The sequence below is a fragment of the Pseudomonas sp. CBS genome, assembly GCF_024734645.1.
Classification (GTDB): domain Bacteria; phylum Pseudomonadota; class Gammaproteobacteria; order Pseudomonadales; family Pseudomonadaceae; genus Aquipseudomonas.
Genome location: NZ_CP102929.1, coordinates 5,895,584 through 5,911,022, shown reverse-complemented (window position 1 = coordinate 5,911,022; position 15,439 = coordinate 5,895,584). Strand labels below are relative to the sequence as shown.

The following is a 15,439-nucleotide window of genomic DNA, read 5'->3' as shown; positions in this document are numbered from 1 at the left end:
TTATCCGCGGCGGTCCAGCAGGTTAACCACCAACCGATCAATCCACCCCCACACCCGCTGCTTCACCCGCCGCCACAATGGCCGCGACCGCCACGCCTCAAGGCTCACCGCCTGGCTCTGGGCAAAATCCCTCTCGAAACTCCCCGCCACCGCCAACGTCAGTTCCGGGTCCAGCGCCTCCAGATTTGCCTCCAGGTTGAAGCGCAGATTCCAGTGGTCGAAGTTGCATGAGCCGATACTCACCCAATCGTCCACCAGCACCATTTTCAAGTGCAGGAAGCACGGCTGGTATTCAAAGATCTGCACCCCGGACTTGAGCAAACGCGGGTAGTAACGGTGCCCGGCATACCGCACCGACGGGTGATCGGTACGCGGCCCGGTCAACAGCAAGCGCACATCCACTCCGCGCCCCGCCGCCCGGCGCAGGGCACGCCGTACACTCCAGGTCGGCAGGAAATACGGGGTGGCCAGCCAGATACGCTGGTGGCCGCTGTTCAGCGCGCGGATCAGTGACTGCAAAATATCCCGATGCTGACGAGCATCCGCATAGGCCACACGCCCCAGCCCCGGTCCTGTCGCCGGCACCTTGGGCAAGCGTGGCAGGCCAAAATGCGTGGCCGGTTTCCAGGCTCTACGATCATCGTTCGCCAGCCATTGGCGATCAAACAACGCCTGCCAATCCAGCACCAGCGGGCCACGAATCTGCACCATCACTTCGTGCCAGTCGGCGGTGTCTTCCCCGGGCGTCCAGAACTCATCCGTCACGCCGGTGCCGCCGACCACGGCGACAGTCTGGTCGATCAGCAACAGCTTGCGGTGGTCGCGGTAGAGGTTGCGCATCCAGCGGCGCCAGCTCAAGCGGTTGTAGAAACGCAGGTCCACCCCGGCGTCGATCAACCGTCGACGCAGGCCCAGGGTAAACGCCAGGCTGCCATAGTCATCGAACAGGCAACGCACCCGTACGCCACGCTCGGCCGCCCCGACCAAGGCCTGAACCATCGCCTCGGCACACGCCCCCGCCTCCACCAGATACAGCTCCAGCGCGACTTGCTGCTCGGCCTGGGCGATAGCCTCCAACATGCGCGGAAAGAAACTCGGGCCGTCGATCATCAACTCGAAACGGTTGGCGCTGCGCCACGGGAACACTGCGCCGCTCATGTCAGCGCGCCGTGAAAATCAGTACCGCACCCACCGGTACCGACAGGCTGATCTGCGACAGCCCGGCGGCCTTGCGCAATGCGGCCACGCCTGGGAGCAAATCGAAATCCTCGGCGTGCACCACCAACGGTTCCAACGTCACCACTTGAAAGCGTCGGTCATCCAGACGGGTCGCCAGCAGCTCGGCGCTGTAGGTCTGGGTCTTGCCGTGGAGCGTCACCGACAGCGGCAGGCGCAGCTCGTATTGCGCACCGGGGGCCAGGTCGTTGATCGGTTGCAGGTTGATTTGCGCGTTGATCACCGCGTCCGGGAAGGTCTTGATCTCGAACAGCTCATTGCGCATGCGCTCGTCGCGCAGCGGAATGCCGCTGTTGATCGACTCCAGCTCGACTTCCAACTGCGCCGCGCCTTTGCTGTCGACCTTGCCATGCAGCACCAGAAAGCGCTGCACTTCGGCGATGTCGGTGTTTTTGGTGGTGACGAACGACAGGCGCGAGGACTCGTTGTCCAGGTACCAGTCGGCGTGGGCAGGCACGGCGGCAGCGGCCAGCAACAGGAAGGCCAGGGGTTTGAGCAGGGACATAAAGACTCTTGGGGCAAAAAACCTGGGCGAACAGTAACAAAGACCTCCTGTAGGAGCGAGCTTGCTCGCGAAGGTTGCCAACGATAACGCGGGCATTCTGAATGAACGCGGTGCCTGTGAGTTCTTCGCGAGCAAGCTCGCTCCTACGGGGGAACGGTGGTCAGGCCAACGCCTGCTGCACATCGCGAATGGTCGACTCCAGGCTGGCCAGGTGCAGGCTCAGCACCCGTTCCACCGGAGCCTGATCCATCGGCCAATGCAGCGCCATGCTGCCCACCAACCGCCCATTGGCCCGCACCGGCAACGCCACCGCGCGAATCAGGAACGGCAGGCGCACCGGGTATTCCCAGTAGCCTTCGGTGCGCTGGCCAAAGCCCTGGTGCTGGGATTGTTCACACGCACGGTATTGATCGTCTTCCCCCACCCGCTCACGGCCGGCCAGGCGCTGCACTTCATCCGTCGACAGTTGCGACAGGCACGCCTTGCCCATGGCCGAATGAAACAGGCTGGCGTGCTGGCCGACGATCTGGCAGTTGTTCGGGTAGAGCTTGCGCAGCACCGTGGGGATCGCGCTTTCCATCACTTCCAGGCGTTCGCCATCAAAGCTCGACAGGTCCACCACCAGCCCGGTGCGCTCGCTGAGGTCCAGCAGCCACGGCGCGGCGCTTTCCACCAGTTGACGCTTGAAGCGTTGCTGGGTGTCGCCGAACAACCGTCTGGCCCGCAGGCGGTAACGGCGGTCGCTGAGGCCACGATAGATCCAGCCCTGTTCCTGCAAGGTCAGCAACATCCGCGAGACCGTGGCCTTGGGCAAGTGAGTCAGGTAGTGCAACTCTTCCAGCCCCAGCGCCTGATGCTCGCCGAGCAATTCGATGATCGCCAGTGCCCGCCCCACTGAGCGTACGGTTCCCGTCTCGGCGTCGCTGCCCATGTGTCGATCTCCTTGATGCCGATGGATGATCTGATTTCACAGCAAGATACAGGCCCGTCGCGACTCAGCCGGTCGTCGAGAGGCAAGCAGGCGGCCGCCGCCGCACCCACTGGGTCAATTGTTCGTGGGCGTATGCCAGTTGCAATACTGCCCTGTCCGCCTGGGCCGGGCCGATGATTTGCAGGCCCATGGGCAAACCCTGGGGGTTGAAACCCACCGGCACGTTCATGCTCGGCAAACCGGCCAGCGTGGGGCCGATCACCACTTCCATCCAGCGGTGGTAGGTGTCCATCTCACGCCCTGCGACGAGGCGCGGCCAAGGCTGTTGTGCATCGAAAGGGAACACTTGGGCGGTGGGCAGCAACAGGAAATCGTAACGTTCGAACAGCTTGCCGAGGGCGCGGTACCAGTCGCTGCGGCTGACTGAAGCCTGGTAAACGTCCGCCGCACTCAGCTGCAATCCGCCCTGCACTTCCCATTGCGCCTCGGGCTTTAGCAGTGAACGTTTTTGCGGGTCAGCGTAGGCCGCGCCGAGGGAGCCCTGGATCAGCCAATGGCGGTGTACCAGCCAGGTCTGCCACAGGCGCTCCAGGGAGAAATCCGGTTGGCAGTACTCGACTTCGCAACCCAACGCGGCGAAGTCCTTGAGGGCCGATTCGCACAGGCTCATCACGCCATCTTCCATCGGCAGATAACCGTTGTAATCCCCGAGCCAGCCCAGGCGTGCGCCCTTGAAGTCGCGCTGCAACGGCTCACCCAACGCCGCCGGATCCTCCTTGAGCGACAGCGGCACCCGAGGGTCGTACCCCGCCTGCACACTCAGCAACTGCGCCACATCCGCCACGCTGCGACCCATCGGGCCTTCCGTGGCCAATTGCTGGACGAACAGCTCCGGCGCCGGCCCGTGAGGCACCCGGCCCTGGGACGGACGCAGGCCAAATACGTTATTGAACGCCGCCGGGTTTCGCAGCGAGCCCATCATGTCGCTGCCATCGGCCACCGGAAGCATGCGCAACGCCAGCGCCACTGCCGCGCCGCCGCTGCTGCCACCGGCCACGAGGCGCGGGTCATAGGCATTGCCGGTGGTGCCGAACACGCTGTTGTAGGTCTGCGAGCCCAGGCCGAATTCCGGTACGTTGGTCTTGCCGATGATGACCGCGCCACTGGCCCGCACCCGCGCCACGCTGAGCGCATCTTCTTGAGGAATGTGCTCGGCAAACAGCGGCGAACCGAGGGTGGTGCGCAGGCCCTGGGTGGCCGCCAGGTCCTTGATCGCCTGGGGCATGCCGTGCATCCAGCCACGGGATTGGCCTTGGTCCAACTCGCGATCACGCTGCGCCGCTTCGGCCAGCACCTCCTCATGGGAGCGCAGCGAGACCAGCGCATTCACCGTCGGATTGAAGCGCTCGACCTGGGCCAGATACGCCTGCATCACCTCATGGCAAGACACCTGCCGCGCGTGGATCGCCCGTGACAGTTCGATGGCATCCAGTTCAACAATACTCAAGGTTTCACCTCGCTGGAAAACGGCGCCGGTCGTTTCGCCCGTGGCGCCTCATGCATGCAGTAAGTGCCCAGCAGCGTCAGGACGCAAGCAAACAGCACATAAAATGCCGGGGCTACCGGCGTGCCCAGCACCTTGCTCAGCCAGGTGACGATCAACGGCGCAAAGCCCCCGAATACCATCACCGCCACGTTGTAGGCCACCGACACACCCGTGGAGCGTACTTCGATGGGAAACTGCTCGGCCAGGGCCGTCGGTGCCGGGCCGAAAAAGCCGCCGATGGCCGTGCACAACATCACCTGCATCACCAGCAAGCGCTCGATGGATGGCGCCGCCGCGACCCACACATACAGCGGGTACACCATCAAGAAAAACGCCAGGGTGAACGCCATCAATACCGGACGCCGACCCAGCCGATCCGACAACAGGCCGGACAGCGGAATCACCACTGTCATCAGCGCCACCGCGAACATCTGCACCATCAGCACCTGGTCCAGCGGCAGGCCGAGGTTTTTGTGGGCGAAGGTCGGCATATTCACCAGCACCACGTAGAACGACACCGTTGCCCCGCAGGCCAGGCCCATCGACACGAGGATGCTGCGGCGGTGATCGCGGATGACGTCCATCAAGCTCGGTGCCGCGCCCTTGGCCTGTTTGCGCGCCTCGATAAATTCCTCGGGGTCTTCCATGTGCCGACGGATCCACAAACCCACCGGGCCGATCAGCAAACCGAAGATGAACGGCAGACGCCAGCCCCATACTTCAAGGGTGTGCGGCTCGAAGAAGTGCGTGACCAACGCCACCATGGCCGCGCCGCCGAACACCGCCAGGCACTGCCCCACCAACTGCCACGAACCGTACAACCCCTTGCGATGGGCCGGCGCGCTTTCCACCAGGAACGCCGTGGCACTGGCGTATTCGCCGCCGGTGGCAAAGCCCTGAAGCATGCGGGCGACCACGATCAACATCGGCGCGCCCATGCCGATCGCGGCGTAGCTCGGGGCGAAAGCGATCAGGGCGATGGAGATGGTCATCAGCCGGATGATCAGTTGCATCGCAGCCTTGCGGCCTTTGCGGTCCGAATACATGCCCAGCAGAATCCCGCCCACCGGGCGCATGAAGAAGCCGACGCCAAATGTGGCCAGGGCCATCAGCAGCGAGGCGTATTCATCCTCCGACGGGAAAAACTGCCGGGCGATGATGCTGGCAAGAAAGCCGTACACGATGAAGTCATACCATTCCAGCGCATTACCGATCACCGCCGCCACTACCTGGCGGGTGCGCGAAACGCCCTGCTTTGAAGTCTGCATGAGGAACACTCCATTCAACCTGTTGGGAAAGGGTCCAGCGGCAGAAAAAAGAGGTCGTCAGGCGGGCTTGAGCCAGCTCTCGGCCAGCGCGCCCCAGTAGGCGGCGCCGGTCAACAGGATGTCGTCGTTGAAGTCATAGGCGGGGTTGTGGACCATCGGCCGCGAGATGCCGTTGCCGATAAACAGGTAGCTGCCGGGGCAGCGTTGCAGCATCCAGGCGAAGTCTTCGCTGCCCATCAGCTTGGTGGTGTTGCCATCGACGGCATCTTCACCGAGCAGGGCGACGCCGACCTGGCGAGCGAATTCGGTTTCTTCGGGATGGTTGACCAGCACCGGATAGGCCGGCCGATGTTCGATCTGCGCGGTGCAGCCGAAACTCGCGGCCTGGGTCAGGATGATCGCCTTGACCCGCTCCAGCATCAGCTCACGCACGTTCGCATCCAGGGCACGCAGGCTCAGACGCAACAGTGCTTGTTGGGGAATCACGTTGGCCGCCTGGCCCGCTTGCAACGCACCGACAGTCACCACGGCGGCTTCCTGGGCATTGATATTGCGCGCCACCACGGTCTGCAGCGCCATGACCATACTCGCGGCGGCCACCAGCGGGTCCACCGTCAGGTGCGGCATGGAACCGTGGCCGCCGACACCTTCGAGGGTCACGGTGAGCAGGTCCTGGGAGGCCATCATCGGCCCGACCCGCAGGCCCAGATGGCCGGCGGGCAAGCCCGGCATGTTGTGCATGCCGAAGAGTGCGTCGCAGGGAAAACGCTCCAGCAAGCCGTCGGCGAGCATGGCTTCGGCGCCGCCCTGGCCTTCTTCGGCGGGCTGGAAAATCAGGTTCAGGGTGCCGTCGAACTGCCGGGTCGCGGCCAGGTAACGGGCGGCGCCCAGCAGCATGGTGGTGTGGCCGTCGTGGCCACAGGCGTGCATGCAACCGGCGTGTTGGCTGCTGTAGCTGGCACCGGTGTTTTCGATGATCGGCAAGGCGTCCATGTCGGCACGAATCCCCAGCTTGCGCGCGCCGCTGCCATTGCGCAGCACACCGACCACGCCGGTCTGGCCGATGCCGGTGTGGACTTCATAGCCCCAGCTTCGCAGAGATAGCGCCACGAGGGCGGAAGTGCGGTTTTCTTCAAAGCCCAGTTCGGGGTGGGCGTGAATGTCCTGACGCACGGCGTGCAGGTCGCTGGCGACATCGCTCAGCCAATCCAGGATGTGCTGGTGTGGGCTCATGGTGATTCTCCTCGCAGGCGGGTGTTCCCGTTCTTTTTCGTTGCACACCGCCAGATAACCGCGATGTGCGCAGGAGGACAATCAAAGGTGGTTCCACCCTGTGGAACCTCAGCCCCACCTGTGGCGAGGGAGCAAGCTCCCTCGCCACAGGTTCGGTGTGACTGCATTAGGGTGTGAGTCGGCAGCCCTCGCGTTGGCCCAGCCATTGGGCACTGTGGGTACGGCCCAGGCCGCTGGCGGTCACCCGGTGTTTTTCCGGGTTGTCGGCGAAGGCGCTGGTGGGCACGTATTGCTTCACATAACCCAGGCAATAATCAGCGGGATTGCCTTCCACATACCGACAGGAGCAGTACTCCTTGGCGGTGTAGGCGGCGATGATGTCGGGGAAGGCTTGCAGGTTGACCCGCTCGTGCCAGACCCAGCCGAGCAACACGAGCAGCAGCAGGATCAACAGGCTGATGAAGGGATGACGGCGGATCATGGTTGCACCGCCGCAAGGACGCGTTTGAGGAGTTCGTTGTGGCGATAGCTGCCGTCGCGGTCATCACCGTAGCGCACGATCACCAGGTGCTCATCGGGCATCACGTAGAGCGCCTGGCCCCAATGGCCAAGGGCGGCGAAGGTGTCGGCGGGCGCGTCTGGCCAGGGTTTGGCGGCGCCTTGCACTTCGCGGTTGAGCCACCATTGCCCGCCGGGGACGGCTTCGTCCTGGCCGGGTTTGTAGTGGTCGAAGGGTTGGCGGTTGAACGTGACCCACTCCTTGGGCAGTAACTGGCGATCGCCCCAGCGGCCATCGCGCTGCATCAGCAGGCCGACGCGTGCCAGGTCGCGGGCGGTGAGGTAGGCATATGAAGAGGCGACGAAGGTTTCGTCGGCGTCGCTTTCCCAGGTGGCGTTGCGGATGCCCAGCGGCTGGAACAGGGCGGTCCATGGGTAGTCGATGTAGGCCTTGTGGCCGAGCATGCCTTTGAGGGTGGCGGACAAGATATTGCTGTCGCCGCTGGAATAGCGGAAGGCCTGGCCGGGGGGGCTGACGGTGGTGGTGTCGGCGGTGAATTCGGCCATGTCGTGGCGGCCGCGGGTGTAGAGCATTGCGACCACCGAGGATTTCAATGGAGCGAATTCGTAGTCTTCCTGCCAGTCGAGGCCTGAGGCCCAGTGCAGGAGGTCGGCCATGGTTACGCTCGGGTGTTGTTTCATGGGTGGGTAAAAGCGAGCGGCGGGGTCGGTGAGTTTGAAGCGGTTTTCGCCGAATGCCACGCCGAGTACGGTGGCCATCAGGCTTTTGCTGATGGACCAGGTGAGGTGCGGAGTGTTGGCGGTGGTGGGGGCGGCGTAGCGTTCGTAGATGATCTGGCCGTCGCGGATGATCAGCAAGGCGTCGGTGCGGATGCCTTTGCGGGTGGTGTCGTCGCGGGGTGGGAAGGCGTAGTCATCCAGGGCCTTGGCGGCCGGGCCGTTTATGGGCAGGCCTTGGGACCAATCCTTCTCCGGCCAGGTTTCGGCTTGGGCTGTCAGGGTGAACAGCAGCGCGGCGTAGAGCAGGCCTTTGAACATGGACTTTGAGACTCAGGGCATTCGAGCCCGCGAGGCTAGCCCAGGGGGATGACGGTTTTGTTACGGGGCCCTTGGGGGGAGTACATATCCGTTATTTAGGTAACGGCGGCTTAGGGTTCCGCTCTTACAGCGGCTCACTTTTGAACAGCGCAAAAGTAAGCAAAACGCTCTTGCCCCACCACTCGGCACCTCGCTTAGGCTCGGTGTGCCCTCACTCCGGCTTTGGACCGTGGGCCGCCGTCATGGGCCATCCCTGGCCCAGGACGGCTAACCTGGCGTCCTGCCAGGTTACCCACGCTCCAAAGCCTGCGTTCGGCCAGCGTGGTTTAACGGGGCGCCTAAGATCAAGATCAAAAGCAGATCAACAGCACAGCGGCCTCCCGGCCGGCTTGAGTGTTAAAAGCCGGATCAAAAGCTAAAGCGGGCACGGTCCAAATGTGGGAGCGGGCTTGCTCGCGAAGGTCGTTAACGAAGACGCGGGCATTCTGGATGAACGCGGCGCTCTCAGGTTTTTCGCGAGCAAGCCCGCTCCCACAGAAAAGCAGAGCCACCCCGCCCGTAGCAGCTGTCGAGCGCCAGCGAGGCTGCGTGCTTTTGATCTTGATCTGCTTTTGATCTTGATCTGCGGGCCCCGTTAACCACGATGGCCGCAAGTAGGCACGGTGGAGCGGGTAAATCGGCAGGGAAGCCGATTTAGCCGCGCCGGGCCATGGATGGCCCGTCGCGGCGGCCCGCGGAATCGGGCCGGAGTGCGGGCATGCCGAGCCTGGGCGAGGCACCGAGTGGTGGGGCAAAGCGTTTTTTGGTTACTTTTTTAGGCGTTTGTAAAAAAGTGACCCGCTGTAAGAGCGGAACCCTAAGCCGCCGTTACCGCAGCAACGGATATGTACACAAAAATCCCAAACCAGCCCAAGCCCCCTGTCATCTAAGCGTCACCGTAACTTCATGGAGATGACACCGGCCCTACATAGCCTGACATGGCACAAACAAGTCGACCGGCCGCAACCATGGCCGGCACTCGGAGACTCGCCATGACTCAGATCGCCCGCATCAGCGACACCGGCAATGAACGCCGCCTGCAAGCCGAACGCCTGATCGGCGCTCAGGCTTTGCAGGAAGCCCAAGCCCTGCGCTTCAACGTGTTCAGCGGCGAATTCCACGCCAAGCTGAAAGGCGCTGAACTGGGCCTGGACATGGATGACTATGATGTTCACTGCAGCCACATCGGCGTGCGGGATTTGAACAGCGGTCGACTCGTCGCCACCACCCGTTTGCTCGACCACCAGGCCGCCAGCACCCTGGGCCGCTTCTACAGTGAAGAAGAATTCAGCCTCCACGGCCTGCTGCACCTCAAAGGCCCGATCCTGGAAATCGGCCGCACCTGCGTCGACCCCGCCTACCGCAACGGCGGCACCATCGCGGTGTTGTGGGGCGAGTTGGCCGAGGTGCTCAACCAGGGCGGCTACAGCTACCTGATGGGCTGCGCGAGCATCCCGATGCACGACGGCGGCATCCAGGCCCACGCGATCATGCAGCGCCTGCGCGAACGCTACCTGTGCAACGAACACCTGCGGGCCGAGCCGAAAAAGCCACTGCCAGCGCTGGACCTGCCTTCCAACGTCATCGCCGAAATGCCGCCCCTGCTCAAGGCCTACATGCGCCTGGGCGCGAAGATTTGCGGCGAACCGTGCTGGGACGAAGACTTCCAGGTGGCCGACGTGTTCATCCTGCTCAAACGCGACGAGCTGTGCCCGCGTTATGCCCGCCACTTCAAGGCGGCCATGTGATGAGCCGCCTTCGGGTGTACGGGCGAATTGCCCGCGTGCTGGTGGTGGTGGCCCTGGGTTTGACCATGGCCAGTGTGTTTGGCGTATTTGAGCGTTTGGGGGTGGCCAACTCGATGGTGCGCCGGCAACGCTGGTCGCGGTTTTTCATGGCGCGGTTGACCAACGCCTTGCCCTTTCGCGTAACCGTTCACGGTGAGTTGCCGCAGCAGTCCATGCTGTGGGTCAGCAACCATGTGTCGTGGACCGACATTCCACTGCTGGGAATGGTGGCGCCGATGTCGTTCCTGTCCAAGGCCGAGGTACGCACCTGGCCGGTGGCGGGCTGGTTGGCAGCCAAGGCCGGCAGCCTGTTTATCCGTCGTGGTTCAGGTGACAGCCAGTTGATCCGCAAACAGATGACGCGTCACCTGGAACACAAACACCCGCTGTTGATGTTCCCTGAAGGCACTACCACCGATGGCCGCACTCTGCGTACGTTCCACGGGCGGTTACTGGCCAGTGCGATTGATGCCGACGTGTCGTTGCAACCGGTGGCGATTCGTTATCTGCGCGACGGCAAAATCGACCCGCTGGCACCGTTCATTGGCGATGATGATTTGCTCTCGCACCTGATGCGGTTGTTTGGCAATGACCAGGGCGATGTGGAAATTCATCTGCTCAAGCCGATTGCCTGCGCCGGGCAGGAACGTGCGGCGCTGGCGTTCCAGGCGCAGCAGGCGGTGCAGAAGGCGTTGTTTGGTGAAGTGGTGCAGCCGGCAGAACCGCGCCGAGCCGGAACCCTGGCCGCGGCCTGAACGCATACCCTGTAGGAGCGAGCTTGCTCGCGAAAAGCTAATAGGCGACACGGGCGACCGGGAGCACTGCGTTATCGTTAACGATCTTCGCGAGCAAGCTCGCTCCTACAGAATGTCTGCAAGATCGGGTAAAACACCCGGAAGTCCTCGCTCAATGGCTCATACAGCGCTCGCAATTCCTGCATGGCATGGCCCAGTTCTTCGGGCCGTGTCAGGCGCCGGCCGATTCCCCGCAGTACCTGCTCCATCACCGCAAATTCCCGATACGAACCCAGCCAGTCATCCGCCGCCATGTACGGCGCAATCTGCGCAAGCCGCCCCGGCAGCGCCGGCTCTTCGGCGAGCACCCGGTAAACCCGGGAGGTAAAACGCTCCAGTGGCTGATCGGCGTACAACGCCCAGTCCCGCGCCAGGCAGTGGTCGAAAAACACATCGAGGACGATCCCGGCGTAGCGGCGTCGGGTCAGTGTGAAGCGCGACAGCGCCTCCCCTATCAGTGGATGGCTGTCGGTGTAGCGATCAATTGAGCGGTGCAACTGAATCGCCGACTCGATTTGCGGGCTGAACTGGCCTTGCAGGCGACCTTTAACAAAGTCGCCATACAGGCTGCCGAGCAATTGAGCAGGAAGTTGGCCGCCAAGGTGCAGATGTGCGAGATAATTCATGGCGCGCAGTTTAGCACTGCCGTCAACGTATCGTTATAACCCGATATACCGATTCAGTCTGGCTTAAGACCAAAATCATATTGGTGTATCGGGATATAACGATTTAAAGTTCGCCTCATCGCGATATAACGTTTTACAAACTTGAGCATCACTGCCATGTCCATCGACCTCGACGAAATAATAAAAGCCCTGGCGCACCCAGTACGGCGAGACATCCTCAACTGGCTGAAAGACCCGAAAGTGCAATTCCCCGAGCAGTTGCACAACCACGAATACGGCATTTGCGCCGGGCAGATCGACCAACGCTGCGGACTGTCCCAGTCCACCGTTTCGGCGCACCTGGCGAACCTGCAACGGGCGGGGCTGATCAGCAGCCAGAAGGCCGGCCAATGGCACTTTTTCAAACGCAATGAGGACGTGATCCAAGCCTTCCTCAAAGCGCTCACCGAAGAACTCAGCGCACCGCTGTAACAAGGACCCACCCATGCCTCTCTCGCTACTCATCCTGGCCTTAAGCGCCTTCGCCATCGGTACCACCGAGTTCGTCATCATGGGCCTGTTGCCCGATGTGGCGGCCGACCTCGGTGTATCGATTCCCGGCGCCGGCTGGCTGGTGACCGGTTACGCCCTGGGCGTGGCCATCGGTGCGCCGTTCATGGCACTGGCCACCGCCAAGCTGCCGCGCAAGGCCGCCCTGGTAGCGTTGATGGGCATCTTCATCGTCGGCAACCTGCTCTGCGCCCTGGCCAGCGACTACAACGTGCTGATGTTTGCCCGTGTGGTCACCGCGCTGTGCCACGGTGCCTTCTTTGGTATCGGTTCGGTGGTCGCCGCCAACCTGGTGCCGGCCAACAAGCGTGCTTCGGCCGTGGCGCTGATGTTCACCGGCCTGACCCTGGCCAACGTGCTCGGCGTGCCGCTGGGCACCGCGCTGGGTCAGGAAGCCGGCTGGCGCTCGACCTTCTGGGCCGTGACGGTGATTGGGGTGATCGCCCTGATCGGCCTGATCCGCTTTCTGCCAGCCAAGCGTGACGAGGAAAAACTCGACATGCGCGACGAACTGAGAGCGCTCAAAGGTGCCGGGATCTGGCTGTCGCTGAGCATGACCGCGTTATTCGCCGCCTCGATGTTCACCCTCTTCACCTACGTCGCGCCGCTGCTGGGGGATGTCACTGGCGTCTCGCCCAAAGGCGTGACCTGGACCCTGCTGCTGATCGGCCTGGGCCTGACCGTCGGCAACATCATCGGCGGCAAGCTGGCAGACAAGCGCCTGGCCGCCACCTTGATCGGTGTGTTCATCAGCATGGCGGTGGTGTCCACGGTACTGACCTGGACCAGCGTCGCCGTAATCCCGACTGAAATTACCCTGTTCCTCTGGGCCACCGCCTCGTTTGCCGCCGTACCGGCGCTGCAAATCAACGTGGTGACCTTCGGTAAAGCGGCGCCGAACCTGGTCTCCACCTTGAACATCGGCGCCTTCAACATCGGCAACGCCCTCGGCGCCTGGGTGGGCGGCAGCGTGATTGCCCATGGTTTCGGCCTGACCAGCGTGCCCCTGGCTGCTGCGGCACTGGCGGTGCTCGCGCTGCTGGTGACCCTGATTACTTTCCGTCAGACCGGCGATGCCGACCTGGCCCCCGCGACTAACTGATCAACTAAAGAGAAGGGTGTTATCCCATGACGACTATTTTCGATCCGATCAAACTGGGCGACCTGGAACTGTCGAACCGTATCATCATGGCGCCGCTGACCCGCTGCCGTGCCGATGCCGGTCGCGTACCCAATGCGCTGATGGCTGAATACTACGTACAACGCGCTTCCGCCGGTCTGATCCTCAGCGAAGCCACTTCCGTCACGCCAATGGGCGTGGGGTACCCGGACACCCCAGGCATCTGGTCCAACGACCAGGTGCGCGGCTGGGCCAATGTAACCAAGGCCGTACACGGCGCGGGCGGCAAGATCTTCCTGCAACTGTGGCACGTGGGCCGGATCTCCCACGAGTCGTACCTGGACGGCGAAGCACCGGTTGCCCCAAGCGCCATCGCGGCCAAGGGCCACGTCAGCCTGGTGCGTCCGCTGGCCGACTACCCTACCCCGCGCGCCCTGGAAATCGCTGAAATTGCCGACATCGTCGACGCTTACCGCGTAGGTGCAGAGAATGCCAAAGCCGCCGGCTTTGACGGCGTGGAAGTCCACGGTGCGAACGGCTACCTGCTCGACCAGTTCCTGCAAAGCAGCACCAACCAGCGTACCGACAACTACGGTGGCTCCCTGGAAAACCGTGCACGCTTGCTGCTCGAAGTCACTGACGCCGTGATTGAAGTCTGGGGCGCCGGTCGTGTCGGTGTGCACCTGGCACCGCGTGCCGACGCACACGACATGGGCGATGCCAACCTGTCGGAAACCTTCACCTACGTCGCCAAAGAGCTGGGCAAACGTGGCATCGCGTTCATCTGCTCCCGTGAAAAGGAAGCAGGCGACAGCCTCGGCCCACAACTGAAAGCAGCTTTCGGCGGCCCGTACATCGCCAACGAACGCTTCACCAAGGACAGCGCCAACGCCTGGCTCGCCTCGGGCAAGGCGGATGCCGTGGCATTCGGCGTGCCGTTCATCGCCAACCCGGACCTGCCCGCTCGCCTGAAGGCCGATGCGCCGCTGAACGAAGCACACCCAGAGACGTTCTACGCCAAGGGCCCGGTCGGCTACATCGACTATCCAACCCTGGCACTCTGATCTTCTGAAACGAAAAAGCCCCGGCTTGCGAGAGCCGGGGCTTTTTTATGGGCGGCGGGAAACATTCCCTGTAGGAGCGAGCTGGCTCGCGAAAAACGCCCAGGTGAAGCGTTAATCCAGAATGCCTGCGTTATCGTTGACAATCTTCGCGAGCCAGCTCGCTCCTACAGATGGCGCGGGTAACATTCCTTCACAGCCTTGCAACAATATTGCTACAAAATACTTAGCAAACTACCTATCAACCACCCGCCAGCCCGTATATAAAGTCACCCCACAAAATCAGGGAAAAGTCTGGTTGACCTCCCTTGGTCTTTATTGTTGACACAACTGGTCGCAATTACGCATTTTGTCTTAATTGCGCAGGCCAGGGCTCAAGCGCAGCATGTCCAACGCGATATCAACCCACCGCTCTGCGTCCTGGGCCAACTGAAAACTGTCGGGTACCAGCAGCCATTGGCCGAGAATTCCGTCGATATAGGCGTGCATGCACACCGCCGCACGTACGGTGTCGAGATTCTCCGGAAGCTGCCCGCGATGGACCGCGTTACGCAGGGTCAGCCCGATGCGCAGGTTGCATTCAAGGCTGGCGGTCTGCCGCTGACGGCGCAGATCACACATTTCATCGGTGAATTCGCACTTATGAAACAAAATCTCATTGATGCGCCGGGTCTTCGGGTCCAGGGCCACTTGATGGAACAGATGAATCAGCAGCTTGCGCATGCAACCCAGCGGATCAACCTCGTCCTCGCTCTCACTGGCCCTGGCCAATTCATCCAGCGGCTCGTGCAGCGTGTCGAGCATCGCCTGCACCAGGTCGGCCTTGTTGCTGAAATGCCAGTAGATGGCACCGCGCGTCACGCCTGCCAGAGTGGCGATATCCGCCAGTGTGGTACGCGCAACCCCGCGCTCGTAAAAGGCTTGCTCGGCCGCTTCAAGAATCTGGCTGCGCGTTTCCTGAGCTTCCTCTTTGGTACGACGAACCATGGCAGTAAAACCTCAATCAGGAATCCTGGGTTGATAGGTAACGGCAATTCAGGAGCCGGTAACCATCATCTGAATAATTGTGGGACGACGCCTTCATGGGCGCCGAACGTACTAGAATCGAGGCTTTGGGCAGTGCTTTGTCAACATTCCGCGAAGCCTGTCAAGAGTTTACAAACAACCATGAACGTAAGTATATTGCG

Annotated in this window: 15 protein-coding genes; 5 read left to right on the top strand and 10 right to left on the bottom strand. The window is 62.3% G+C overall.

What is annotated here, in order from left to right; translation table 11 throughout:
• From NVB75_RS26895 to NVB75_RS26860, 8 genes are all read right to left on the bottom strand, one after another.
• Complete coding sequence (locus NVB75_RS26895) at positions 1 to 1,158, bottom strand: phosphatidylserine/phosphatidylglycerophosphate/cardiolipin synthase family protein (RefSeq protein WP_063032734.1); 1,158 nt, start codon at positions 1,156 to 1,158, stop codon at positions 1 to 3.
• A gap of 1 nt (position 1,159) precedes the next feature.
• Positions 1,160 to 1,741: a YceI family protein gene (locus NVB75_RS26890; protein ID WP_258344086.1), complete on the bottom strand. Its 582-nt coding sequence runs from the start codon at positions 1,739 to 1,741 to the stop codon at positions 1,160 to 1,162.
• A 160-nt stretch (positions 1,742 to 1,901) separates the two neighbouring features.
• Positions 1,902 to 2,672, bottom strand: a complete 771-nt coding sequence (locus NVB75_RS26885; RefSeq protein WP_258344085.1) for a helix-turn-helix domain-containing protein — start codon at positions 2,670 to 2,672, stop codon at positions 1,902 to 1,904.
• Between the two features lie 64 nt (positions 2,673 to 2,736).
• Positions 2,737 to 4,179 carry an amidase gene (locus NVB75_RS26880; RefSeq protein WP_258344084.1) on the bottom strand — a complete coding sequence of 481 codons (1,443 nt, stop codon included), beginning with the start codon at positions 4,177 to 4,179 and terminating at the stop codon, positions 2,737 to 2,739.
• Positions 4,176 to 5,486 (bottom strand): citrate-proton symporter, encoded by a 1,311-nt coding sequence (locus NVB75_RS26875; protein WP_258344083.1) that lies wholly within the window; start codon positions 5,484 to 5,486, stop codon positions 4,176 to 4,178. Before NVB75_RS26875 ends, NVB75_RS26880 begins: the two co-directional genes overlap by 4 nt.
• A gap of 57 nt (positions 5,487 to 5,543) precedes the next feature.
• Positions 5,544 to 6,719, bottom strand: coding sequence for a M20 aminoacylase family protein (locus NVB75_RS26870; RefSeq protein ID WP_258344082.1), 1,176 nt, complete (start codon positions 6,717 to 6,719; stop codon positions 5,544 to 5,546).
• Positions 6,720 to 6,885: 166 nt separating this feature from the next.
• Positions 6,886 to 7,200 carry an amidase gene (locus NVB75_RS26865; protein ID WP_258344081.1) on the bottom strand — a complete coding sequence of 105 codons (315 nt, stop codon included), beginning with the start codon at positions 7,198 to 7,200 and terminating at the stop codon, positions 6,886 to 6,888.
• A complete protein-coding gene (locus NVB75_RS26860) occupies positions 7,197 to 8,276 on the bottom strand; it encodes a serine hydrolase (protein WP_258344080.1) in 1,080 nt (359 codons plus the stop codon). The genes NVB75_RS26865 and NVB75_RS26860 overlap by 4 nt, the downstream gene beginning before the upstream one ends.
• A 1,031-nt stretch (positions 8,277 to 9,307) precedes the next feature.
• Here NVB75_RS26860 and olsB point away from each other — a divergent pair.
• Positions 9,308 to 10,063, top strand: a complete 756-nt coding sequence (olsB, locus tag NVB75_RS26855) for an L-ornithine N(alpha)-acyltransferase (RefSeq protein WP_093200919.1) — start codon at positions 9,308 to 9,310, stop codon at positions 10,061 to 10,063.
• Positions 10,063 to 10,857, top strand: coding sequence for a 1-acyl-sn-glycerol-3-phosphate acyltransferase (locus NVB75_RS26850; RefSeq protein ID WP_258344079.1), 795 nt, complete (start codon positions 10,063 to 10,065; stop codon positions 10,855 to 10,857). The genes olsB and NVB75_RS26850 overlap by 1 nt, the downstream gene beginning before the upstream one ends.
• A 77-nt stretch (positions 10,858 to 10,934) precedes the next feature.
• On the opposite strand, the gene NVB75_RS26845 is transcribed toward NVB75_RS26850, so the two are convergent.
• The gene (locus tag NVB75_RS26845) at positions 10,935 to 11,522 is read right to left on the bottom strand and encodes an ACP phosphodiesterase (RefSeq protein ID WP_258344078.1); all 588 of its coding nucleotides are present in this window, start codon (positions 11,520 to 11,522) and stop codon (positions 10,935 to 10,937) included.
• Between the two features lie 156 nt (positions 11,523 to 11,678).
• On the opposite strand from NVB75_RS26845, the gene NVB75_RS26840 reads away from it, so the two are divergent.
• Genes NVB75_RS26840 through NVB75_RS26830 form a run of 3 tightly spaced genes read left to right on the top strand, consistent with a single transcriptional unit; the run spans position 11,679 to position 14,255 of the window.
• Positions 11,679 to 11,993, top strand: coding sequence for a helix-turn-helix transcriptional regulator (locus tag NVB75_RS26840; RefSeq protein WP_003219793.1), 315 nt, complete (start codon positions 11,679 to 11,681; stop codon positions 11,991 to 11,993).
• Between the two features lie 13 nt (positions 11,994 to 12,006).
• On the top strand, positions 12,007 to 13,173 hold the full coding sequence (locus tag NVB75_RS26835) for an MFS transporter (RefSeq protein WP_258344077.1): 1,167 nt from the start codon (positions 12,007 to 12,009) through the stop codon (positions 13,171 to 13,173).
• Between the two features lie 26 nt (positions 13,174 to 13,199).
• Positions 13,200 to 14,255 carry an alkene reductase gene (locus NVB75_RS26830; RefSeq protein ID WP_017479327.1) on the top strand — a complete coding sequence of 352 codons (1,056 nt, stop codon included), beginning with the start codon at positions 13,200 to 13,202 and terminating at the stop codon, positions 14,253 to 14,255.
• A gap of 351 nt (positions 14,256 to 14,606) precedes the next feature.
• Here the strand turns inward: NVB75_RS26830 and NVB75_RS26825 are convergent, their stop codons facing one another.
• Positions 14,607 to 15,239, bottom strand: coding sequence for a TetR family transcriptional regulator (locus tag NVB75_RS26825; RefSeq protein ID WP_063032772.1), 633 nt, complete (start codon positions 15,237 to 15,239; stop codon positions 14,607 to 14,609).
• Between the last annotated feature and the right edge of the window lie 200 nt (positions 15,240 to 15,439).

Excerpts from the sequence above, each read along its gene's own strand:
- NVB75_RS26895 (WP_063032734.1), bottom strand. The coding sequence starts at position 1,158 with ATGAGCGGCGCAGTGTTCCCGTGGCGCAGCGCCAACCGTTTCGAGTTG.
- NVB75_RS26890 (WP_258344086.1), bottom strand. The coding sequence starts at position 1,741 with ATGTCCCTGCTCAAACCCCTGGCCTTCCTGTTGCTGGCCGCTGCCGCC.
- NVB75_RS26885 (WP_258344085.1), bottom strand. The coding sequence starts at position 2,672 with ATGGGCAGCGACGCCGAGACGGGAACCGTACGCTCAGTGGGGCGGGCA.
- NVB75_RS26875 (WP_258344083.1), bottom strand. The coding sequence starts at position 5,486 with ATGCAGACTTCAAAGCAGGGCGTTTCGCGCACCCGCCAGGTAGTGGCG.
- NVB75_RS26870 (WP_258344082.1), bottom strand. The coding sequence starts at position 6,719 with ATGAGCCCACACCAGCACATCCTGGATTGGCTGAGCGATGTCGCCAGC.
- NVB75_RS26865 (WP_258344081.1), bottom strand. The coding sequence starts at position 7,200 with ATGATCCGCCGTCATCCCTTCATCAGCCTGTTGATCCTGCTGCTGCTC.
- NVB75_RS26860 (WP_258344080.1), bottom strand. The coding sequence starts at position 8,276 with ATGTTCAAAGGCCTGCTCTACGCCGCGCTGCTGTTCACCCTGACAGCC.
- olsB (WP_093200919.1), top strand. The coding sequence starts at position 9,308 with ATGACTCAGATCGCCCGCATCAGCGACACCGGCAATGAACGCCGCCTG.
- NVB75_RS26850 (WP_258344079.1), top strand. The coding sequence starts at position 10,063 with ATGAGCCGCCTTCGGGTGTACGGGCGAATTGCCCGCGTGCTGGTGGTG.
- NVB75_RS26845 (WP_258344078.1), bottom strand. The coding sequence starts at position 11,522 with ATGAATTATCTCGCACATCTGCACCTTGGCGGCCAACTTCCTGCTCAA.
- NVB75_RS26840 (WP_003219793.1), top strand. The coding sequence starts at position 11,679 with ATGTCCATCGACCTCGACGAAATAATAAAAGCCCTGGCGCACCCAGTA.
- NVB75_RS26835 (WP_258344077.1), top strand. The coding sequence starts at position 12,007 with ATGCCTCTCTCGCTACTCATCCTGGCCTTAAGCGCCTTCGCCATCGGT.
- NVB75_RS26830 (WP_017479327.1), top strand. The coding sequence starts at position 13,200 with ATGACGACTATTTTCGATCCGATCAAACTGGGCGACCTGGAACTGTCG.
- NVB75_RS26825 (WP_063032772.1), bottom strand. The coding sequence starts at position 15,239 with ATGGTTCGTCGTACCAAAGAGGAAGCTCAGGAAACGCGCAGCCAGATT.